This is a genomic window from Corynebacterium aquilae DSM 44791 (genome assembly GCF_001941445.1).
GTDB classification, from domain to species: Bacteria; Actinomycetota; Actinomycetes; order Mycobacteriales; family Mycobacteriaceae; genus Corynebacterium; species Corynebacterium aquilae.
Map to the genome: position 1 here is coordinate 1,026,353 of NZ_CP009245.1, position 22,972 is coordinate 1,049,324.

Below are 22,972 nucleotides of genomic sequence, written 5' to 3' on the forward strand. Positions count from 1 at the left end.
ACCACAGCTAGCCTGCGGCGGTGAGGCGAAACACCACACACCCCACCGCCAGCGAAGGCGCGCCCCGAGCACCACACCAGCACCCGGGCGCAAAGCCACATACCTAAGGGGACAACACCTCCTCGGCGACAAAGCGCAAACACTGCGGCGACACCATGCCCGGATGATCCGTATCCACCGCATGCACCACCAGCGCGGAAGCAAACCCCTCCCACGCGCGCGGATCCAAGCCCTGCGGATTATCCACCGCCTGCAGCATCACTAACTGGCCATCAAAAAACGGTGTCTCATGGGCCCGCATGATCTGCGCATGATGCGCAATCAAGCCCAAAATCGCCGACATCCGCTCCCGCGGAAACTGCGAAAACACCCCACCACTGCGCGTCAAACGATCCGCCGCATCCGCAAAAGACACCACCGGATCGCGCTGGTCCACAGCCACACCAGCCATCGCCAACAACCCCTCCAACAACTCGCCCTCACCCGGGGCAGCCACATCCCGCCACACCGGCGCCGGATACGCATCCAACAACACCACCCGATGCACCAGTTGAGGATGAGTCGCCGCAAGATCCTGCGCAATCACCCCGCCCACAGACCAGCCCACCACATCCACGCACGAGTAGGCGCCACCAGCAACCAGCTCAGCCACATGGGCGGCAGCCCGCGCCGACGCATCCCGAATACTCGACGCCGCAGACCCCGCAACCAGACCCGGCGCCTGCACCGCAATCACCGGGCGATCCGCCGGAAGCCACGACGCCAACCCGGCATAAGCCCACCCCAAACCACCCGCCGGATACAAACACACCACCGGGCGCCCACCAGCACCAGGACGCAACACCAACACCTCCGCCGCAGCCACCTGCCAACTATCCCCCTCACCGGCAATACAGCGCGCCAAATCCTGTGGGCACGGATGCGCAAACACATCAGCAATCGCCACCTGGCGGCCCACCACCCCGGACAACTGGGCCGCCACCTCAATGGCCGATAGGGACGTGCCCCCACACTCAAAGAAATTCGCCGTCGGCGCCATGCGCGGCAGACCCACACATCCCGCCATCACCGCACACACCTGCGCCGTCAACGGATCCCCCACCACACCATGATCCCCACCGGTCCTATCAGGCGCCCCCACCGCAGCCACCGGGGGCAACGCCCGCCGATCCAACTTGCCAGACACCGTCAACGGCACCGCAGAAATAGCCTCCAGCACCGAGGGCAGCATAAACGCCGGCAACACCTCCGCCAGATGAGCCCGCACCTCATCCACCGCCGCCACAGCATCCACCCCCACCGCCGGCACCACATACAAACAAACATGCTTCTGGCCAGACACCTCACGCAGCACACACGCAGCATCCGCACATCCCGCAACCGCGCGCGCCTGCGCCACAATCTCGCCCAACTCCAAACGCTGGCCACGCAACTTCACCTGACCATCACGGCGCCCCTCATACAACAACCCATCCTCCGACAGGCGCGCCAGATCCCCCGTGTCATAAAAACGGCCCCGCGCCCACCACGGCACCTCCGCCACAGCACCAACACCACCCCAGGCAATGGGATCTTCACAAAACACCCGCTCGGTGCGCTCCACATCATCGACATAGCCACGCGCAACCTGCACCCCACCCAACACCAACCGGCCCACCCCACCCGGCGGAGTCAGCCGCCAAGAATCATCCACCACCAGCGCAGAAGTCCGCCACACCGCATCACCAATCGGCACCACCCCAACCGACTCATCCGCCCAACACGCCGTCACATCAATCGCAGCCTCCGTCGGGCCATAAAAATTCGCCACCCGCGCCCCCAACACCTCAGCCACCCCCACAACATGATGACGCTCCAACGCCTCCCCAGAGGTCACCACCACCGACAAACCATCAGGAGCCCCCAGCCGCTCCCACACCGACAACGCCGCCCCCAACGCCGACGGCACAAAATGACACACCGTCACCCCCGCAGCCTGCAGCACCCGTCCCAACACCACCGGATCACGATGCGCATCCACCGGCGCCACCGCACACCGCAACCCAAAAGTCACCGGATACAAAAACTCCCACACCGACACATCAAACGCACACGACGTCTTCTGCACCAACACACTGTCAGCATCAAGGCCCAAAAACTCCGCCTGCCAAGCAAGCCGATTAGCAATAGCCTCCTGGCCCACACTCACCGCCTTCGGCAACCCCGTCGACCCAGAAGTAAACAACACATACGCCTCATCGCCCGCGGCCACCCCAGCACAGCCACGCTCACACAACTCAGCTGCCGCCACAGCATCCACCACGCCCGCACCCACCACTGCCTCATCCACCACTGCCTGGGATGACACATCCAAGCCCACCACGGCAGACCCGCCAGGAATAAAAGCAACCTCCGCGCGCGCAGCAGAATCCACCAGCCACAGCCTCGGCGCGGTCTTTTCCGCCATATAGGCGCGCCGGGACTCCGGCAAATCCGGGTCGACCGGCACCCACACCACCCCAGTGGACGCGCAGGCAGCAATAGCGCACAGCAACGCGGGGCTACGCGGCAGCATCAGCGCCACCCTATCGCCAGGCTCCACCCCGTGGGCGGCAAAAACAGAAACCACACCATCCACGGCGCGATAAAACTCAGCCCACGTGATCCACTCGCCATCCCACCACAAAGCATCATCATCCATGCGCTGCTCGCGGTGCAGGCGGGCACGCTGCGCCCGGCACAGCGCCGGCAACGGCATCGTGGCCTCTGGAGTGACCTCCTGGCGGCCAATGGTGCCGGCAAGCGTGGCAATATCCTCCTCATCGACCAGCGCCGGCAGATCAATGCGCGCCGGGTTAGGACACGCAGCCCAGGAGACGCCAATACTCCTGATCATCCCGGCAAGCCGCCGAGTATGCGCGAATAACACCTCCTCCTGCTGCTGCCGGTGCTCCGGGGACACCTGCGACAACACCAAAAGCTCCGCGGCACCGGCACCGGTGGGCTGATAAATCACCTCCACATCATCAATCGGGCCCACGCACAAAGTGTCAATACAGGCCACGCCACCGGCGATCGGCACCCGGGCAGGGAAGGGGCGAACATTAATACTCGGCCCAGTCAACGCCGCCGACGCATCCTCCCGCGGCAGCCGCGCCCGAAACACCTCCACCGGCACCCCAGCCAGACTGCGCGCCAGCTGCAACCCAGCCTCCACCTGCGCCAACAGTGCCGCATCCAGCGGGCCGGAGGGAATAAGCAGCGGCGACACCGTCACCTGCGGCGCACACACCGGCCGCACCCCCAACGCCCGATTCATCTGCGGCATGCCGACCACCACCGGCCCCTCATGCAAAGTCAACCCCCGCGCATAATCCGCCACCACCCAACTCAACAGGGAAAACTCGCTGCAGTTCAGCTCCTGCGCGCACCGGCGGAAAAGATCCACCTCCTGCTTCGACAACGCCACCCGGGCCCGCACCGTCACCGCATCCACCGGATGCCGACCCATCACCACCGGCGGGGACGACTCCTGCGCGCCCAACGCAGCCCACCGCCGCTCCAGCTCGCCCAGCGCAACCTCCTGCTGCTCACTGGGCACACCATGATCTCCCTGCCCCGCATCAGCAAACGGGTACGGCGGTAACCCAACCCCCTCCATAGTGGCCGCAACGCAGCGAATCACCCAGGAGACAAAAGAAAACATCACAAAGCCATCAACGGCCACATGATGCGCACGAATCACCCAAGTCACCCCGGCAGATGAAGGAAAAAGCAGATGCGCGCACACATCCGGGCCCTGCAACTGCTCCGGATTGCGCGGCACATAATGCGTGAAATCCTCCACCAGCGCCCGCTGCTCCGCCTCACCCTGCGGGGCAGCCACCACCACAGTCGGGGCCTGCGGGGCGGACACATCCACCACCACATCCACCCCATCTGAACGATAGGTGCCCGTCAACCCCGCACACGAGGCGGTCGCCCAGGAAATCACATCCCGCACAACCTCCACGTCCACCCCCGCAGGAAACGTGATCTTCTCCGCGCAATACATCGCCGAAGAATCAGGGGCCAAACAATGAGCCAACCACACAGAACGCTGGCACGACGTCGCAGAAAGCATCAGATCGAACCCTCACCGCACACATATGACTCCCAATCGCGCAAGCACGGCAGCGAACTAATGGTGAAAAAATCCACCTCAGTTCCCTTAGCCCGCCACTGCTCAATCAACGTAATCAGCCGCATGCTATCCAACCCCTGATCCGTCAAAGGGGCCGCATCATCCAACGCCTCAACAGACACACCCAACAGGGCAGCCACATCGGCACGCAATTCCACCGGGGACAAAGACATCTTTAAAAAACCTCACAAAAAATTCGAACACAGCAGGCCAGCTGGCGGCCGCCGAGAAAACAACACAATAGGATTAGGCACTTACCCCACACGCTGACTACTCAGCAGCTTGCGCGTCGCAGCACGCGAGGCCTTACCAACATTCGTGGTCGGAAAACTCGGGCGCACCACCACCTCATCCGGCAACTTAAACGCCGCAACACCGCCAGCCGACAGCACCTGGCGAATCCGCTGACAGGAAAAGCGCTCATCATCACACAGCGCAGGGTCCTGCGGGATGATCACCGCGCAAATGCGCTCCCCCAAGTGCTCATCACTCACCCCCAGCACCAAACAATCCGCAACCCCATCGACCCCCAAAATCAGGTTCTCCACCTCCTCGCAGGAAATCTTCTCGCCCGCACGATTGATCTGCTCCTTCGCCCGGCCCTCCACCACCAAATGACCCGAAGGCAGACGCCTGACCACATCACCAGTGCAATAAAAACCCTGATCATCAAACGACGACGCAGACACCCCACCGATATAGCCCCGAATCGTGTACGGGCCCCGCGTCCACAACAAACCAGCACACCCATCGGCAACCGGATGGCCATCGTCATCCAGCACCAACACCTCATCCAACTCGGACATCGGATAGCCCTGAGTCGTCGTCACCAACTCCTCCGGATCATCCAAACGGGTGTAGTTCACCAGGCCCTCAGCCATCCCAAACACCTGCTGCAACTTACATCCCAACACCGAGCCCACCCGCGCAGCCGCCGAATCAGCAAAACGCGCCCCACCCACCTGCAGCACCCGCAACGAGGAAAGATCCCTTACCGACGACTCCGCCGCCTGCAACCACAACATCGCCAACGGCGGCACCAAACTCGCCATCGTGACCCCCTCCGACTCAATCAACGCAAACGCACTACCCGGCGTCGGATCCGGGGCAAAAACCACCGTGCCGCCCGCCGACAACACCCCCAAAATCCCCGGAGAACTCATCGTGAAATTATGCGCAGCAGGCAACACCACCAGCATCTTCGTCTCCGCCGAAACCTCACACACCTCCACCGAACGGCGAACACTAAACAAATAGTCAGCATGACTGCGCGCAATCAACTTCGGAACCCCAGTCGTACCACCCGACAACTGAATAAGCCCCAAACCAAAAGGATTCACCACAGCCGGCTCAAGCACCGGCAGATCCCCACCCTCACCAGGCGCACACGCCACCACCACAGCAGCACCCGTGCCCGCCACACGCACCGCCTCCGCAGCAACCTCCCCATGACGCGTCAACCCAAAACGCTCAACCGTCACCACCGCGGATGCCCCACTAGCCTGCAAAAAATGCGACAACTCAACCACCCCATGCGCAGGCAACGCATGCACCGGAACCGCCCCAAGACGCACCACCCCAAAAAACGCCCCCACATACTCCACCGTATTAGGACAAAACAGCACCACCCGGTGCCCCACACCCACCCCCACATTAGCCAACTGATGCGCCACCGCATTCGCATACGCATCCAACTGCGCATAACTCAGCCGCGCCGGCGGCTGACCCGGACACGCCGCTACCGGGCCCACCACCGCCTCACGCCCACCCCACGCGCGCACCGAATCCTCCAACAACGACGCAAAGGTATCCGACGTCCACACCCCAGCCTCCACATAACGACGCCGCACCTCAGCCGGATACAACTCATCCGCAGTCACCAAAGGCTCATCAGCACAGGGCACAGCAGCAGACAAAGAATCACTCATCACAAACAACCTTCCTAACAACAACAACGATCTTTTAAGCGGAAATCAACGACTTCGTCAGCTGAGAATGCGGACTACCCATCACCCGCAACAGCGGCGCCACAAAAGTGGACAACTTCGTCGTGGTCTCCCGGAACTCCTCCTCCGGAGTCGAACCAGCCACAATCCCGGCACCAGCAAACGCATACGCCATCCGCTCATGAACAATGCCCCCACGCAACGTCATCGCCCACTCACAATCACCACCGGCATCACACCAGCCCACCACCCCCGCAAACACCCCACGCGGGGTTGGCTCCAACTGCCTAATCAGCCGCCGCGCAGCCGCCTGCGGCCACCCACTGACCGCCGGCGTCGGATGCAAAGCACACAACACATCCCAGGAACTCACCCCCTGGCGCAAGGTGCCCGACATCTTCGTACCCAAATGCCAAATCACCGGAGTCCCCACCACCTCAGGGCCCTCAGGGATATCCACATCAACACAAAAACGCCGCAACACCCGCGCAATATCATTCGTCACGTGCGCATGCTCATTCAGATTCTTCGCACTCGACGCCAACTGCTCAGCACGCCGCGCATCCTCAACCGGATCCGCACTGCGCGGAACACTGCCCGCCAAAGGAAACGTCGTCACCTTCCGGCCAGACACCTTCAACACCAACTCCGGACTCGCCCCCAACAAATGCGCCACATCATGCGGCGCACCCACCAAACCATCAGCCACAGCAGAGACCTCCAACGCCGAAGCCAACGGCCGCGCCGGAGCCTGCACCCCAGCACGCCCCAACAACCACGGCGCGGCCAGCATCAAGTGATACCCAAACGCATGATCATTAACCCCCCACAACTCCTCACGCAGCGCACGCACCGGCACCGGCCGCGACATACAGCCCACAATCTGCCGACTCAACACCACCTTCTCGCAACTACCCCGCTCAATTTCCGCCAAACCACGCGCCACAGTGCTGCGATAACACCCACGCTCCCCAAACCCATCCAACGCCGCAGCACCACGCTGCTGCGGGGCCTGACTAGCGCAAGCCACCGCGTTATCGTGCGACACCCCACTATTGGTGCGGGCCTCGCGCCGGTATTGGCGGGGCACGAAGAGGCGCGCCGGGGCGGCGTTGGAAAAGGGGAGCGCGCCGACGACCATGTCGTTGCCGCACAGCTCGTTGAGGCGGGCGGCGTCCCAGTTGCTGGGGGAGATTTTTCGTTTCAGGCCGTGCGCTTCCAGCAGGTGGTGTGCGGTGGAAAAGGAGAAACTAGCAGGCACTTGCGCCTCCATCGATGACGAGGTCTTGGGCGGTGATGTGTCCGGCAGCATCGGACAGGAGGAATGCTGCGGCGTGGGCAATGTCGGCGGGTTCTGCGATTTTGCCGAGGGGGATGCCCGCTTTGTAGCTGGCGGGGACTCCTTGGATGAGGTCGGTTTCGGAGCCGAGGCCGGCGATCATGGTGGTGCGGGAGGTACCGGGGCTGATGACGTTGCAGCGGACCCCCATCCGCCCCAGTTCGAGCCCTAAGGAGCGGGTCAAGAGGCTGGCGGCTGTTTTGGTGGCACCGTAGGCGGCCATGTTGGCGCGGGGGATTCTGCCGGAGTTGCTGGCGATGGTGACGATGCTGCCCCCACCGTGTGTGGCCATGTGTGCCCCGAACCCGCTGGCCAGCAGGTAGACGGCGCGGGCGTTGACGGCCCACAGGTCGTCCAGGTCGCGGGCGCTGAGGTCGGGGGCGGGCCCGCCGCGGAAGATTCCGGCGGCATTGACAAGCCCGTGCACCTCGCCTGCGGCCAGGGTGGTGTAGATGAACTCTTCGATGGCGGCAGTGTCGGTGAGGTCCAGCCGGTGCACCGGGTGGTTGGGGATCGGGCTGGGGTGGGGGTGGATGTCGGTGGCGATGACGTCTGCACCCAGGTCGTTGAGGTGGCGGGCGATGGCCCCGCCGATGCCGCCGGCGGCGCCGGTGACGACGATGCGGGGGCGGGCCACCTGGTTGATGCTGAAGGTGGGTTGCGCGCCGATGGCTGGGGTGGTGCTGGCGCGGGGAATGGGCGCGGGGGAGGGGGCTGTGCTCACAGCGGGGGCTGCCTTGTCTTTTAGGTGGTGGGGGTTAGTGCGTGGCGGATAGCGCCTTGGTGACGGCTGCGGTGTCGGTGACGACAGCGCAGGTGCGGGCGGCCTGGGCCAGGGCGAAGCGGTGCAAGTCTTCGCTGAAGTCGGCGCAGGCGTCAGCGACCAGGAAGGGGGAGATGTCCTTCATGAAGGCGCTCAGCGCGGTGCTGAGGACACCGATGTGGGCGTAGATGCCGGTGATGATCAGCTGGGTGCGTCCCGAATCGCCCAGCAGCTGTTGGAAATCGGAGCGCTCAAAGGCGTCGTAGCGCCACTTGGTGAGCACGGTGTCCTCAGCCTGGGGGGTAAGTGCTTCGACGATGGCTTCGCGCCCGTCAGCGGAAAGTCCGGTGCCCCACAGGTCGGTGAGCAGTCCGCGGTCTTCGGCCCGCTGGTTGGGTGGTTGGGCGGTGTAGAAGACCGGGATGTTGGCTTTGCGGGCGCAGTCGATGAGCCGCGCGATGTTGGCGGTGGTGCGGTTGATGGTGTCGTTGCCGCGGTAGGCGCTGGTGAAGTATTCCTGCATGTCGTGGATGAGCAGGGCGGCCTTGGTGGGATCCAGGGTCCAGTTGGCGCGGGTCAAGGGGACGGTATCAACCGATGGGTGGGGATAATCCTCAATCGTAGGAATCATTAGCGGCACTCCCTAAAGTTGGCTCAACAAGTCGTGAATTAGGTTAGCTTAGGTTTGTCTTTATGTGTGAGTAAGGCGAAAACGTGGCTACCCTTGCCTATGTTTTCCGGGGTTTTTCTCCGCCGCCTACCCCCGTTTTCTGCCCCCGTGAGGGCATGAAAAAAGGCCGTTTGCCCCACCAGGTGGTGGGAGCAAACGGCCGTGAAAGCCGGGCGGTGTTTTTCGCCCTAGGTGGCTTTACTTATCGCGGTCGGTGTTGCACATGGCGAGCACGTCGAGGCGCTTGTCCAGCTCTTCCTCGGTCAGCTTCTCACCATCGACGAAGCCGAGGTCGATGACGGTCTGGCGGATGGTCTTACCTTCCTTCAGCGCAGTCTTGGCGACCTTGGCGGCGTTTTCGTAGCCGATGGCGGAGTTCAGCGGGGTCACGATGGACGGGGAGGACTCAGCCAGGGTCTTCATGCGCTCGGTGTTGGGCTCAATGCCGTCGACGAGGCGCTCTGCGAACACGCGGGAGGTGTTAGCCAGCAGGCGGGCGGACTCGAGCACGTTGCGGGCCATCATCGGGATGAACACGTTGAGCTCGAAAGCGCCCTGGGAGCCGGCGAAAGCAACACCGGCGTCGTTGCCGATGACCTGGGCGGCAACCTGGGTGGCGGTCTCACACAGCACCGGGTTGACCTTGCCCGGCATGATGGAGGAACCGGGCTGCAGGTCGGGCAGGTGGATTTCTGCCAGGCCGGTCAGCGGGCCGGAACCCATCCAGCGGATGTCGTTGGCGATCTTGTTCAGGGACACGGCGACGGTGCGCATCGCGCCGGAGAATTCGACCAGGCCATCGCGGGCTGCCTGTGCCTCAAAGTGGTTGACGCACTCGCGCAGCTCCTTGACGTCGGTTAGGTTGACCAGCTCGGCAACAACCTTGCCGCCGAAGTCGGCGGGGGTGTTCAGGCCGGTGCCGACAGCGGTACCACCGATGGGCAGTTCGCCCAGGCGCGGCAGGGTAGCCTCGATGCGCTCGATGCCAGCCTCGATCTGGCGGGCGTAGCCGGCGAACTCCTGGCCCAGGGTGACCGGAACGGCATCCATCAGGTGGGTGCGGCCGGACTTGACGACCTGCTCCCACTCCTTGGCCTTCTTGGCCAGGGAAGCGTGCAGCACCTTCAGGCCGGGGATGAGGTCGGTGACGGCAGCTTCGGTGGCGGCCACGTGGGTGGCGGTCGGGAAGGTGTCGTTGGAGGACTGGCCCATGTTCACGTCATCGTTGGGGTGAACATCAACGCCGGCCTTGGCACACAGCGAAGCAATCACTTCGTTGGTGTTCATGTTGGAGGAGGTGCCGGAACCGGTCTGGAAAACATCGATCGGGAACTCAGCGTCGTGCTTACCCTCAGCGATTTCCTTAGCGGCGGCGATAATGGCGTTAGCCTTTTCCTCGCTCAGCAGACCGCGATCCTTGTTGACCTGCGCGCAAGCAGCCTTCAGCAGGCCCATGGCGCGGATCTGGGTGGCCTCAAGGCCACGGCCGGAGATCGGGAAGTTCTCCACGGCGCGCTGGGTCTGGGCACGCCAGAGAGCGTCGACGGGGACCTTCACTTCGCCCATGGTGTCGTGTTCGATGCGGTACTCGGTCATGTAAAAACCACCTTTGTTGGGGTTGGAAGACTTTTTCAATCTCAAAAGGAAAGGGTGCTCTGAGGCACTGCCTTTAAGTATGACTGATTTTCAGCCCCAGGGTAGGGCTGTGAGTTAGCAGAGCTGCCCCCAAAGCCTGTGATATTGTTCACTGCCCTGTGGGGGCGTTACCCCACCCGAGAACCCCCGCCACCGTCTTCCGCCAGGCGAAACAAAGACCTAGCCAAGACCCGCGCACGCCCCACACATGCAAAACCCCCATCCACCCCCACCCCGCACAATGCGGGACTGGGCAGATGGGGGAGGGCAGATGGGGGAGGGCAGATGGGGGAGGGCAGATGGAGGCAGGGGCGCATCCGGCGCCAAAAGGGCGAGCACGCCGAAAGGCGCCGAGCGGCTTAAGGAGAAAATCTCCTAGGAGTAATCCACCACCGAGTACTCCTGCAGCTTCTGCAGCTGGTGCACGGACTCGATGTAGCGCACGGTGCCGGAACGGGAACGCATCACCAGGGAACGAGTGGTCGCACCGTTTTTGCGGTAGCTCACACCACGCAGCATATCGCCATTGGTCACGCCGGTCGCCACGAAGTAGCAGTCATCGCTCTTGACCAAATCGTTGGTGCCCAACACGGTACCCAGCTCGTAGCCGGAAGCCTTGACCCGCTCGATTTCCTCATCGTTGGTCGGGTGCAGCACACCCTGGATCTCGCCACCCATGCACTTCATAGCGCAAGCAGTGATGATGCCCTCCGGAGTACCGCCAATACCCATCATGATGTCGATCGCGTTGTCATCCTTTGCAGCCGCAACCGCACCAGCGACGTCACCGTCGCGAATCATGCGCACCTTCGCGCCCGCACGACGAATATCAGCAATCAGATCATTGTGGCGGGGACGATCCAACACCACCACGGTCACATCAGAAGCAGCAATGCCCTTCGCCTTAGCAACAGCATTGATGTTGTACTCGACCGGAGCGTTGATATCGATGGAACCCGCAGCCTCGCGACCAACCGCGATCTTCTTCATGTAGAACACAGCGGAGGGATCGTACATGGCGCCACGGCGGGCAGCAGCCAACACCGAAATCGCATTCGGACGACCCTCGGCCATCAAGGTGGTGCCGTCAACCGGGTCGACAGCAATATCGACCTCGGCACCCACACCGGTGCCGACACGCTCGCCGTTGTACAGCATCGGGGCTTCATCCTTCTCGCCCTCGCCGATGACGACGACACCATTCATATCAACGGAGTTGATCAGCTGGCGCATCGCATCAACAGCGGCGCCATCGCCTTCATTTTTCATGCCACGGCCAACCCAACGGCCAGAAGCCAAGGCAGCTGCCTCGGTCACACGGACAAGCTCCATAGCCAAGTTACGGTCGGGACGAATTGGGGGCTGCTGCGACGTGGTCATTCGCTTGAGTTCTCCTCACGTGGGCACCGAGTGGGTGTCGCACACATGTTGCGGTTTTTAAGAGCAAAGTGGTCGGCCAAAGTTTTTTGGCCATCGCTATTCATTGTGGCACTTTTCCCACTGCTGTGCCCGACTTTTCTTCTGGTTTGTCCGGCTTTATGCCCCGGTTGTGTCCGACAACGCAGTAGGCCCACCCACAATAGGGGGTGGGCGCGCCGCCCGCAGCGCACTCACCCCACCCCCGCCACCACAGCGAAAAAACACCCCGCCACCCACGCCATCCCAACAAGCCCCAACCCCACTAACCGCCCACCCGGCGGCAAGCAAAGCAGTAGCTTGCGGTGTGGAATACTAGTGCCGTGAGTGAATCCAAACCCCGCCTATTCCAAGACTCGCGCGACATCCTCATGTCCCTGCTCGTCATCGTCGTCGTGATGGGTATCGCCGTGAGCTTCACCGGCCTGTGCAGCTTCAACAAAGACGACAAAGAATTCTCGCCGGTTCAAAAAGTGGACGCAGCCCAGATTCTCTCCCTGGAAGCCCGCTCCCTGCCCTTCCCGGTCCGATTCCCCGAAACACCCGAGGGCTGGACCACCATCAACGCCCGCCGCACCATGATCAACAGCACCCCCGCCGTCGTCGTCGGCTATCTCACCGACACCAAAGGCTATGTGCAGGTCATGCAAACAGACCAACCCGAAGACGCAGTCGCCAAAGATTTCGGCGACACCCCACGCGACAAAGACGGGCAGATGAACATCGACGGCGTGGACTTCTCCCACTACCCGCCGGCCGAGAAAAACGACGACGACCTCTGGATCGGACACATCGACGGCGCCACCCTGGCGGTCTCCGGAGTCGCCGACACCGCAGCGCTGATGGAAATGGCCGGCCGCTACACCGCAGCAACCCCACTGCCCGGGCGCGACACCCCCTAAGCCTCACAGCCCCTGAATAGTCGACACGAAAAAATCGTCTGTGGCATCTCACCATCCACGTGAGACGCCACAGACGATTTCTCATATCCCCCCAACTCAGCAAAAAGGGGAGAGGCGACTAGTCTTCCTCCTCCGAGGAGCCGTTATCCACAGCGCCCAAGGCCTTCTCAACCCGCTGCTGGGCCGCCCCCAACTGCTGCTCGCAGCGCCGCGCCAACGCCTCGCCGCGCTCCCAATACGCCAAAGACTCATCCAAGCTCATCTGACCCAACTCGAGAATCTTCACAGTCTCAATCAACTCATCACGGGCCTGCTCGTAGCTCAACGACTGCGGATCCGGAAGCTCAGCCGGGGTACCGCTGCCAAAAGTGTCTGGTGAAGTCATACCCAACATCCTAAAGAACAAACCCAGCCGACAAAGAAAAACACACAAACCCAGCGGGGAAACAAGACACCCAAAACCAGCGCCCGCCCCCCCGCAAACCGACGCTAGTCAGCAGGTTTACTCGCCATCGTCACCGCCACCAAGGAGCCATCAGCCACCCGGATGCGCAACTGAGTCGCCGGAGGAGCCTGCTCAAAAGAGGTCACCACAAATGGCGCCTGACCATCCTTCGGCTGCGCCTGCACCACCGCATAGCCACGCGCCAACGTCGCCGACGGCCCCAACGCACTCACCCGCGCCCGCAAACTCGACACCTCCGCCGACGCGGAAGCCACCGTATGGCGCACCTGGCGGCGCATCTGCTCAGTCACACGCAGCACCTCCTCCCGCCGCGCCTCAATCGAAGCACAAGGATCCGCCAACACCGGGCGACTGCGCAACGCCTCCAGCGACTGCTGCTCACGCCGCACCCAACCGCGCAACGCCTGCGCTGCCCGATCCCGCATACCGGCAATACCATCCAACTCCACCTGCACATCCGGAACCGCCTTCTTCGCAGCATCCGTCGGGGTAGCAGCACGCACATCAGCCACATCATCCAACACCGGATGATCCGGCTCGTGCCCAATCGCACTAATCACCGGCACCGGGCAATCCACCACCGCACGCGCCAAAGCCTCCTGGGAAAAAGGCAACAAATCCTCCACGGACCCGCCGCCACGCGCAATGATGATCACATCCACCCCCTCAGTGCGCGACAGCGTCTGCAACGCCGCCACAATCTCCGGCACCGCATTAGCCCCCTGCACCGCAGTATTTATCACCGCGAAATCCACCGCCGGCCAGCGCGCAGACGCCACCGCCAACACATCCCGCTCCGCCGCCGAACCACGACCAGTAATCAAACCAACACGGCGCGGCAAAAACGGCAACGGCTTCTTGCGCCGCGGATCGCACAATCCTTCCGCAAACAGCTGGCTACGCAACTGCTCAATGCGGGCCAACAACTCACCGACACCCACATGTCGGATATCGCTCACCCACAAACTAAAAGAACCACGGCCCGCATAAAACGCCGGCTTGCCGTACACCACCACCCGATCCCCATCCTTGATGGGAGTAGCCATATTGGCCAACAAACTCGTCGAACACGTCACCTGGACGCTGGCTTCCTCCTGCGGATCCCGCAGCGTCAAATACGACAACCGCCACGACGGCTTGGCATTGACCTGGGTGACCTGCCCCTCCACCCACAAATGCCCCAAACGCTCAATCCACTCCTTGACCTTCTGGTTGACCTCACGCACCGGCCACGGGGAATCCGGACTGGGCTTAGCGCCAGCACCAGAAGAAGAAACAGAGCTAGGACACACGAGCAGGAAACCACCTGAACACTAGGGGACAAACACCACAAACACCGCCGGATGGTCACACAGCACCACCTGGGGATTACACAAGCAATCCACGCCCGCACGCGGCGGGATAGACGCACGTAAACAATCCTAGTGCCCGCTTAGGGCTTCCTGCCCGGCAGGGTCATCGGGTTGTGCGTTAGAGTGTGTCCCATGACTGACCCCCAGGCGGAATCCCAAAAAACAGTGCTGCTGGCAGCCCCCCGCGGCTATTGCGCCGGCGTTGACCGCGCCGTCGAAACCGTCGAGCGCGCCCTCGAAAAATACGGCGCACCCGTCTACGTGCGCAAAGAGATCGTCCACAACCGCTACGTCGTGGACACCCTCGCCGAACGCGGTGCCATCTTCGTCGATGAAACCACCGAAGTTCCCGAAGGCGCCCACCTGGTGTTCTCCGCGCACGGCGTCAGCCCCGCAGTACACCAAGAAGCACGCCAACTGTCGCTGCACACCCTCGACGCCACCTGCCCGCTGGTCACCAAAGTCCACAACGAAGTCAAACGCTTCGCCAAAGCCGGCTACCAAATCCTGCTCATCGGACACGAAGGCCACGAAGAAGTCGAAGGCACCGCCGGTGAAGCCCCCGACGTGGTACACCTCGTCGACGGCGTCGAAGGCGTTGAAAAGCTCAACTTCGCAGACGACGAAAAACTGATCTGGCTGTCACAAACCACCCTGTCGGTGGACGAGACCATGCAAATCGTGCAGCTGCTCAAGCAGAAATTCCCGCACCTGCAAGACCCGCCCAGCGACGACATTTGCTACGCCACCCAAAACCGCCAGGTCGCGGTGAAGGCCATTGCTGAGAAATGCCAGCTGGTCATCGTGGTCGGATCCCAGAATTCCTCCAACTCCAAACGCCTCGTCGAGGTCGCGCTCCAAGCCGGCGCCAACGCCTCCTACCTGGTGGACTACGCCAGCCAGGTCAAACCCGAATGGCTCGACGGCGTCACCACCGTCGGTGTCACCAGTGGTGCCTCTGTGCCTGAGATCCTCGTGCGCGACGTGCTGGAACTGCTCGCAAGCCACGGCTACACCAGCGTCGAAGAAGTCACCACCGCCGCTGAAAAGCTCGTGTTCTCTCTGCCGCGCGAACTGCGCCCCGCAGACCGCGCACAACGCTAAACCAGCCCCGCGCCTGTTTCGCGCATCCGCACTGCCCGCCGTGAGCACAACCCGCTCATAAACGGCGGGCAGCTGGCTTTCTACTCCTCGCCCAGTCGGAGAGTAAAACAAGCACTCTTGCTCGCAAACGATTCAAGCCCCGACCTAAAAGGTCGGGGCTTGAACTGTGTAGGCAGCAATCAGGAGTCGAACAGGTCATCATCCAGGAAACGATTGCGCTTAATTGGAGGCGCCTGCGGGGGCTGCTGAACCCGCGGCACGGAACGCTCCGCACGCGGAATCACACGCCGTTTCCCATCGAACTCCGGGCGGTCGCTCGGATGACGACGAATGGTATCGGGAGCCGGCGGGCGCACCACCTGTCGGCTCGCACCATCGACAGGGCGGGGCTGACGCGCACCCGTGCCGGCGCTGCTCGGGCGCGGACGACGCTCCTGCCCTGCAGCACCCGGATTCGGGCGCATCACCCGCCGCTGACCATCCACCGGACGTGAGACCTGATCGCGAGAAACACGCGCTGCTGGTGACGCCTGCGGTGGCGGTACCCGACGGTAGGCATACTCGCCACCGGCCGCAGCAGCATCCGCATCCACTGCACGACGCTGCCCCTGCGGGCGTGCCCCAGGAACACGTGAGGACGAAGCAGCCGAGGATGCGGTACCCGCAGTGCTAGAACGCCGACGGCGCGTCGGGGTGCCCCGCTTCTTCAACAACTCCTCAACCGTGACCTGCTCCTTGGGATCCTCCAGGGCGCGGCGCGTGCGCGCACGCACCCGAGTGGTGGTCTCCACATTGGCGCGATCACTAGAACTCATCTGGCGGCGCGCCTTCAGCGCCGCAGCAGCGGCCCGCTCATCCTTGCGGCGGGCAGAGAAATACCGCAGCAACGCCAACACAGCACAGCCCACCGTCACGGCGGCCAACACCGGGAAAAACGTTGCCACCGGGAACACCGCAGCCAACAAGCCCGTCGTAGAGAAATCCTTCGGAGCCCCCTCCGGCGAGGTCACATCCTGCACAAACCAACCGGCAACAGGAGTGAACACCGCAAACAGCAACGGAATCTGGGCCACCGTGACGAACAAGCCGCGAGCCTCCACGAGGAGGGTGGTAGCCAAGGCCCCCAGCGCAAACGCAACAAGGTAGCCAACAGAAAGCTCTTTAGTCACCACGCTGAATACCAAACCGGTCATCAGCGCAGCAGCCTGGATGCTCGTCACAGACCACGTGGGCAGGCCAAAGCCACGACGGGCGGGCACGCCGGCGCTTTGAGCGCGTGAAGAAGTCTGTGAAGTCACGGCCGTAATGTTAGACGATGATGGGCCATCGACGGTGAACCGCAGGGCACAACCGGGCAGAAAACCCCAAAAACCCATGCGCACAAAGCCAAGAAAAGTTTTTAAGGTGTTGGCGAATCAGTCCCGCCCCGCATCCCTCACAATGCCCGCCGGGGCAGTGGTCTCCACAAAAAGATCCGCGCGGGCACGCTCCCCAGTTTTCACATCAATCCACTCCCCAACGAAACGCAGCACCACAGCCACCATCGCGGCCAGCGGCACCGCGAAAAACGCGCCAGGAATCCCAAACTGGGACGCCCCCACCGTCACCGACAACAGCACAATCACCGGGTGTAGATCCATCGCCTTCGACTGCAGCAGGGGAGAAAGCACGTTGCCCTCCAATTGCTGCACCGCAATCACCAACACCGCAACCATGATCGCGTGCGACATGCCATGCGACACGAAAGCCACCAGCACCGCCAAAGCCCCGGCCACCACAGCACCCACAATCGGCACGAAACCGGCGGCAAAAGTCAGCACCGCCAACGCCAACGCCATCGGGATACCCATCAACACCAGACCGCCACCAATGCACACAGCATCCACCAAAGACACCACAGCCTGGGCGCGAATAAAACCGCTCAAAGTCACCCAGCAGCGAGTTAACACCTCCCCGAGATAACCCCCAGCCCGCCGACCGGCGACCCTTTGCACCCATGGCAGAAAACGATGGCCATCTTTGAGGATGAAAAAGCACAGGACCGTGACGATCATCAGATTGACGATCACGCTTCCCGCCATCCCCAAACCTGCAAACACCTGGCCGGCGATCACCCCCATGCGCTGCTGCAGCCACACCGCGCCGTCAGTAAACCACCGATCCAGATCCTCATCCCGGATGTTCAGCGGTGGACCCTGCAGCCACAACTCCAACTGCTGCACGCCTTGGAAAGCCTGGAAGTACAAAGTGTGCGACTGGCGCGCCACGCTGGGCGCCAAACTGACAAACAACCCACCAGCGATACCGAAAGTCGACAGCAGCACGAGCAACGCGGAAAGGCCCGAAGGAATACCCCGCGAGGTCAACCAGCGGGCCGGGGCGATCAAAACGGTCGCCACAATCAAGGCGATTGCTAGTGGCAGCAGCGCCTGCCCCGCCGCCTGAATACCCCACCAGGCGGCATAGGCGGTCACACCAATGACGAGCAGGCGAACACACCACCACGCCACCTGTTTGACGCTTTCACCGATGACATCGGTGCGATCGGGGCGCGCGTCCGACCCAGAAACCTCTACCGCTTTCTGGTGATCTTGAAATTCGGAAAACTCGTGCGAAGTCACACCCATATTGTTCCATGTAAACCAGCCACAAAAGCACAACAGTTGTTGAAGATAGAAAAAGCCGCCGCGAAAAAGCCACACCAAAAGTGCGTTGCTTTCCGCGACGGCAGTACATCGACGGTGAAAGAGAAATCAGCCGCTGGTGGCTTTTACTCTTCTTCCTGAGCGATCAGTACGTCATCGGTGGCGTATTCGGCTTCACCGAGAACACCGGAGGCCTCATCGGGGTGTCGTCGAAGGGCCACGATGCTGGCGGCCAGGCCGCCCCAAATAATGACGATGAACAACACCATCATCATGATTGCGATACCGGACATTTACTTTGCCTCCTGCTCGCTCGCGAAACCTGCGTGGCGGGTCTCTTGGGGGGTGTACTTCTGCGGAATCTCGATGGTGCGTTCCATGTCGGGGTCGACACCGAAGTCGGAGCCAGGGGGGCCGATCAGGGAGACCTCGCCGCGCCAGGGCATCACGGACAGCATGAAGGAACCGACGAGGATGACGGCCAGCACGCCCCAGCCCCACATGATCAGCTGGGTGTTCGAGTAGTCGCCGCCGCCGTAGCCTTCACGCACCAGGGTCATCAGCTCCTGCAGCAGGGTGTAGCCCAGCACGATGGTGGTGATGTTGACGACGCAGATGCGCCAGATGGTGCCGACGTGGAAGGAGGACACCGCGTTGAGGTGCAGGGCGAATTCGCCGATGCGGCGCAGGATCCAGTCGATCACCACGATGGAGATCAGTGCGACTGCCACGATGCCCACGTTGTTGGTGAACTTGTCCATGATGTCCAAGGTGGCCAACGCGGAAGTGGTGGAGAACAAGGCCAGGGAGATCAGGGCCATGGCAACACCGACGGAAACAGCCGCAGTCTTGCGGGGCAGATCCAGCTTGTCCTTCACTGCGGAGACAACGACCTCCAGCAGAGAGAACATGGAGGTGAAGCCCGCGACGGTCAGGGAGCCGAAGAACAGGGTGCCGAAGATGGCGCCCATCGGCATCTGGTTGATGATCGTCGGGAATGCGATGAAGGCCAGGCCGATACCGGAGGAAACAACCTCATCGACCGGGACGTTTTGCTGCATGGACATGTAGCCCAGGGCGGCGAAGACGCCGATACCAGCCAGCACCTCGAAGGAGGAGTTCGCGAAACCGGTGACCAGGCCGGTGCCGGTCAGGTTGGTGCGGGGCTTGAGGTAGGAGGAGTAGGTCAGCATGATGCCGAAGCCCACCGATAGGGAGAAGAAGATCTGGCCATAGGCGGCCACCCACACGCTGGGATTCTTCAACGCGCTCCAGTTCGGGGTGAACAGGGCGTCCAAGCCTCCGCTAGCGCCCGGCAGGAACAGAGCCTGAATGACGACGATGATGAACAGGACCGTCAGGATCGGCATGAAGATCTTCGCGGTCTTACCAATGCCTTCATCGACGCCCATAGCCAGAACCACGATGGCCACGATCCAGACCAAGGCCAAGGTGATGGCGATCTGGCTGACGATCGAGGTGGAGAAGGTCTGATCGGCTTCCATCTTCAAGAAGTCGCTGAAGAAGTAGGTGTTGGGGTCGGCACCCCATGCCTTGGTGAAGCTCTTCACGGTGTACAGGCCAGCCCAGGCGATGATGGCGGCGTAGTAGATGGTGATGAAGAAGGAAATGCCGACCTGGATCCAGCCGACCGGCTCAGCCCAAGCCTTGATGCGGCGGAACGCCAGGGGAGCGGAGCCGCGGAAGCGGTGGCCCAGGGCGTAGTCCAGGAAGAGCAGCGGGATGCCCGCAGTCAGCAGGGCGATGATGTAGGGCACGAGGAACGCGCCGCCGCCGTTTTCGTATGCGACATAGGGGAAACGCCAAATGTTACCCAGACCCACGGCGGAGCCGATGGCCGCCAAGAGGAAGGCCAGACGGGAGGAGAACACTTCGCGGCTTGGTGACGCGGTGGTGGTGTCGGTCGACATGCGTGCCAGCCTTTCCGAAAGTTGGTGGAATCAAAACACTTGTGGGGCCACACCCAGTGGGTGTTGGTTTTGGCCCCGGGGAACCACTGGGAGGGGCAGTTGTCGTTGCGGACGCTTTTGCGTACAGCTTTGCGACAGCTGTCATCCAGGAGATTCCCAGTTAGTGATATGACAATATCAAATCTGTTCCACAGTGTGGAATATGTTGTCCAAATCGTTAGCTGAGCTACCCCCGAAAGTCCCCCAATCCAGGCATTGTTTATGTAAAGTCCCAGGTAACGACCCACAGGTAAACAAAACCTGATGAAAGTGGGATCCCAAACCTTGGGATTGGGGTGGTCGACGTTTCGAACGATAGGCGGATGGGGGAGGAATGACCCTCCACTGGGCGCGCCGGCAAGGGGGGTGATATGACTGTAAAAGCAAAAGGGACAATAGGCACTCCACTTGATAGGATTGCCCACCGTGAGCCTTACTCTTGGAATTGTCGGTCTGCCCAACGTGGGCAAGTCCACCCTCTTTAATGCATTGACCCGAAACGACGTCCTGGCGGCGAACTACCCGTTCGCCACCATCGAGCCCAACGTGGGCCTGGTGGAGCTCCCGGACGAGCGCCTAACCAAGCTCGCCGAGATCTTCGGCTCTGAGCGCATTCTCCCGGCCACGGTGTCCTTCGTCGACATTGCCGGCATCGTTAAAGGCGCTTCCGAGGGCGAAGGCTTGGGCAACAAGTTCCTGGCCAACATCCGCGAAGCAGACGCCATTTGTCAGGTCGTGCGCGCTTTTGCCGACGATGACGTCATTCACGTCGACGGCCGTGTCGACCCCCGCAGCGACATCTCTGTCATCGAGACCGAGCTGATCCTGGCCGACCTGCAGACCATCGAAAAGGCACTGCCTCGCCTGGAAAAGGAAGCCAAGAAGGATAAGTCCAAGGCTGAAGAAGTTGAGGCCGTTAAGAAGGCACAGGCTGTGCTCGAGGACGATCGCACCCTGTTCCACGCCAAGGACGAACTGAACTTGGATGCGCTGCGCGAGTTGCACCTGCTGACCGCCAAGCCCTTCCTCTATGTCTTCAACTCCGATGAGGGCGTGTTGACCGACGAGGGCAAAAAGCAGGAGCTGCGCGACATGGTCGCCCCTGCCGACTGTGTCTTCCTCGATGCCAAGACCGAAACTGAGCTGCTGGAACTCGACGAAGAAGAAGCGGCTGAGCTGCTCGAGTCCGTCGGCCAGCACGAGCCGGGCCTGCACTCCCTGGCCAAGGCTGGCTTCGCTACCCTCGGCCTGCAGACCTACCTGACCGCCGGCCCGAAGGAAGCTCGCGCATGGACCATCCACAAGGGCGATACCGCCCCGCAGGCTGCTGGCGTGATCCACACCGACTTTGAGCGTGGCTTCATTAAGGCTGAAATCGTCTCCTTCGACGATCTCGTCGCCGCGGGCTCCATGAACGAAGCCAAGGCTCAGGGCAAGGTCCGCCAGGAAGGCAAGGACTACATCATGAGCGATGGCGACGTGGTGGAGTTCAAGTTCAACGTTTAGCTTAAATAATGGTTTTCCTTGCGGATTGCTCAATGGTCGCAGGTACTTGTGTTTCGACGCTGACGTGTCGTGATGTTTCACGAAGCTTTAATCCCGTGAGCACATAGCAAAGCCGGCTGTTGCGGTGCGAGAATGCACTTTCGCAACAGCCGGCTGTTGTTTATCAAAGAACTGTTGCCGTTGGGCAGTGGGTCTTTGAAAAGCCTTGTGACGCCTTCCTGTGGATCTTAGGTTGCGGAGGCGGTCAGTACGCCCGGGCCGATTTCGCCCACGGGGCCGTTGGTGGAGGTCACAGTGATGACGCCATTGTCGCCCTCAGTGAAGGTCAGCTCGTCGGGAACACCGTCAGTGGTGTATACCCATGCCTCACCCGGAACCAGCTTCGGGGTGTCGTGCGGGCCTGCAAAGCCCTGGGTGGTGCATTCCAGTCCGCCCTTGCCGTCGCGGTAGGTCAGGATTGGTGAGGTCTGATTAGACGGAGGGCAATCCGGCAGTTCGTCTACTGCGGGGGCTTGTTTGGACAAGCACCTCATGTCAATGGTGCTTGCGGGTCCATCGGCAGGGCCGAAGGCAGCGATCTCGCAGCGGGTGGATCCGTCACTGCTGTCTACGGCTTGCATGTCCTTGAGATCCAGGTTCGAGGTATCCGAGGCGGCGACCTGGGTCGTCGTGTTCTCGGGGGTCTTCTCGCCGCTGGTAACGACGACATCTTCTGCCATGACGTCTTGCGTCTTGGTGACGGTTTCTGCCGTGGCGTTTGCCGTTTCGGCGACGGTCGAGGTTGCCTCAGCGTCACCGTCGGTGCTGCAGGCCATCAGTCCCAGGCCAAGGGTTGCGATGGCTGCTGCCCGTGTTGCGGTCTTCAGGTGTTTGCTTGTGATTGGGGACATTGTGCGTGTCCTTTCTTTCGATGTTCGGTGTGCTTCTAGGTGGGGAACCACCATCGAACAAAGCGTCGGAAGACTTGTCACCCTGTTTAGCAAACCCCACCCCAATTTCTCACCCGTTGGGGTGTGTGGTGGGTGGTGTGATGCTGCTGCATGCCCGATACTTCACGTCTGGCTGGGGAAAAGCTGGCAAGGGCAATCGGGGCTTT

General features: G+C 61.8%; 18 protein-coding genes. 3 read left to right on the top strand and 15 right to left on the bottom strand.

Annotated elements, in window-relative coordinates; genetic code table 11:
- Positions 1–103 precede the first annotated feature (103 nt).
- The 8 genes from CAQU_RS04360 to glpX form a co-directional block, all read right to left on the bottom strand.
- On the bottom strand, positions 104–4,102 hold the full coding sequence (locus CAQU_RS04360; RefSeq protein ID WP_075725556.1) for an AMP-binding protein: 3,999 nt from the start codon (positions 4,100–4,102) through the stop codon (positions 104–106).
- The gene (locus CAQU_RS04365; protein ID WP_075725557.1) at positions 4,102–4,335 is read right to left on the bottom strand and encodes a phosphopantetheine-binding protein; all 234 of its coding nucleotides are present in this window, start codon (positions 4,333–4,335) and stop codon (positions 4,102–4,104) included. The genes CAQU_RS04360 and CAQU_RS04365 overlap by 1 nt, the downstream gene beginning before the upstream one ends.
- Before the next feature lie 81 nt (positions 4,336–4,416).
- Complete coding sequence (locus CAQU_RS04370; RefSeq protein ID WP_075725558.1) at positions 4,417–6,090, bottom strand: (2,3-dihydroxybenzoyl)adenylate synthase; 1,674 nt, start codon at positions 6,088–6,090, stop codon at positions 4,417–4,419.
- 34 nt (positions 6,091–6,124) lie between these two features.
- A complete protein-coding gene (locus CAQU_RS04375) occupies positions 6,125–7,369 on the bottom strand; it encodes an isochorismate synthase (protein ID WP_075725559.1) in 1,245 nt (414 codons plus the stop codon).
- On the bottom strand, positions 7,359–8,171 hold the full coding sequence (locus CAQU_RS04380; RefSeq protein WP_211276132.1) for an SDR family oxidoreductase: 813 nt from the start codon (positions 8,169–8,171) through the stop codon (positions 7,359–7,361). Before CAQU_RS04380 ends, CAQU_RS04375 begins: the two co-directional genes overlap by 11 nt.
- A 34-nt stretch (positions 8,172–8,205) precedes the next feature.
- Positions 8,206–8,841: an isochorismatase family protein gene (locus CAQU_RS04385; protein WP_075725560.1), complete on the bottom strand. Its 636-nt coding sequence runs from the start codon at positions 8,839–8,841 to the stop codon at positions 8,206–8,208.
- A gap of 237 nt (positions 8,842–9,078) precedes the next feature.
- Entirely contained in the window at positions 9,079–10,476 is a 1,398-nt protein-coding gene (locus tag CAQU_RS04390; protein ID WP_075725561.1) for a class II fumarate hydratase, read from the bottom strand.
- A gap of 414 nt (positions 10,477–10,890) precedes the next feature.
- Positions 10,891–11,895, bottom strand: a complete 1,005-nt coding sequence (gene glpX / locus CAQU_RS04395) for a class II fructose-bisphosphatase (protein ID WP_075725562.1) — start codon at positions 11,893–11,895, stop codon at positions 10,891–10,893.
- Positions 11,896–12,254: 359 nt separating this feature from the next.
- Here glpX and CAQU_RS04400 point away from each other — a divergent pair, with 359 nt between their 5' ends.
- A complete protein-coding gene (locus CAQU_RS04400) occupies positions 12,255–12,833 on the top strand; it encodes a DUF4245 domain-containing protein (protein WP_075725563.1) in 579 nt (192 codons plus the stop codon).
- 118 nt (positions 12,834–12,951) lie between these two features.
- Here CAQU_RS04400 and CAQU_RS04405 read toward each other — a convergent pair whose 3' ends face one another.
- Both CAQU_RS04405 and xseA read right to left on the bottom strand, forming a co-directional pair.
- The gene (locus tag CAQU_RS04405; protein ID WP_075725565.1) at positions 12,952–13,218 is read right to left on the bottom strand and encodes an exodeoxyribonuclease VII small subunit; all 267 of its coding nucleotides are present in this window, start codon (positions 13,216–13,218) and stop codon (positions 12,952–12,954) included.
- Positions 13,219–13,322: 104 nt separating this feature from the next.
- Positions 13,323–14,591: an exodeoxyribonuclease VII large subunit gene (xseA, locus tag CAQU_RS04410; RefSeq protein WP_075725567.1), complete on the bottom strand. Its 1,269-nt coding sequence runs from the start codon at positions 14,589–14,591 to the stop codon at positions 13,323–13,325.
- A gap of 192 nt (positions 14,592–14,783) precedes the next feature.
- Between xseA and CAQU_RS04415 the strand changes: the two genes are divergently transcribed.
- Complete coding sequence (locus CAQU_RS04415) at positions 14,784–15,755, top strand: 4-hydroxy-3-methylbut-2-enyl diphosphate reductase (RefSeq protein ID WP_075725569.1); 972 nt, start codon at positions 14,784–14,786, stop codon at positions 15,753–15,755.
- A gap of 179 nt (positions 15,756–15,934) precedes the next feature.
- Here the strand turns inward: CAQU_RS04415 and CAQU_RS04420 are convergent, their stop codons facing one another.
- From CAQU_RS04420 to CAQU_RS04435, 4 genes are all read right to left on the bottom strand, one after another.
- Positions 15,935–17,053, bottom strand: a complete 1,119-nt coding sequence (locus CAQU_RS04420) for a DUF6542 domain-containing protein (RefSeq protein WP_157108898.1) — start codon at positions 17,051–17,053, stop codon at positions 15,935–15,937.
- A 117-nt stretch (positions 17,054–17,170) separates the two neighbouring features.
- Positions 17,171–18,376, bottom strand: a complete 1,206-nt coding sequence (locus tag CAQU_RS04425) for an AI-2E family transporter (protein WP_245797293.1) — start codon at positions 18,374–18,376, stop codon at positions 17,171–17,173.
- A gap of 149 nt (positions 18,377–18,525) precedes the next feature.
- The gene (gene metS, locus CAQU_RS04430; protein WP_075725575.1) at positions 18,526–18,693 is read right to left on the bottom strand and encodes a methionine/alanine import NSS transporter subunit MetS; all 168 of its coding nucleotides are present in this window, start codon (positions 18,691–18,693) and stop codon (positions 18,526–18,528) included.
- Entirely contained in the window at positions 18,694–20,331 is a 1,638-nt protein-coding gene (locus tag CAQU_RS04435; RefSeq protein WP_075725577.1) for a sodium-dependent transporter, read from the bottom strand.
- A 465-nt stretch (positions 20,332–20,796) separates the two neighbouring features.
- On the opposite strand from CAQU_RS04435, the gene ychF reads away from it, so the two are divergent.
- Positions 20,797–21,876, top strand: a complete 1,080-nt coding sequence (ychF, locus tag CAQU_RS04440) for a redox-regulated ATPase YchF (RefSeq protein ID WP_075725579.1) — start codon at positions 20,797–20,799, stop codon at positions 21,874–21,876.
- Positions 21,877–22,103: 227 nt separating this feature from the next.
- Here ychF and CAQU_RS04445 read toward each other — a convergent pair whose 3' ends face one another.
- Positions 22,104–22,766 (bottom strand): hypothetical protein, encoded by a 663-nt coding sequence (locus CAQU_RS04445; protein ID WP_075725581.1) that lies wholly within the window; start codon positions 22,764–22,766, stop codon positions 22,104–22,106.
- Positions 22,767–22,972: the final 206 nt, after the last annotated feature.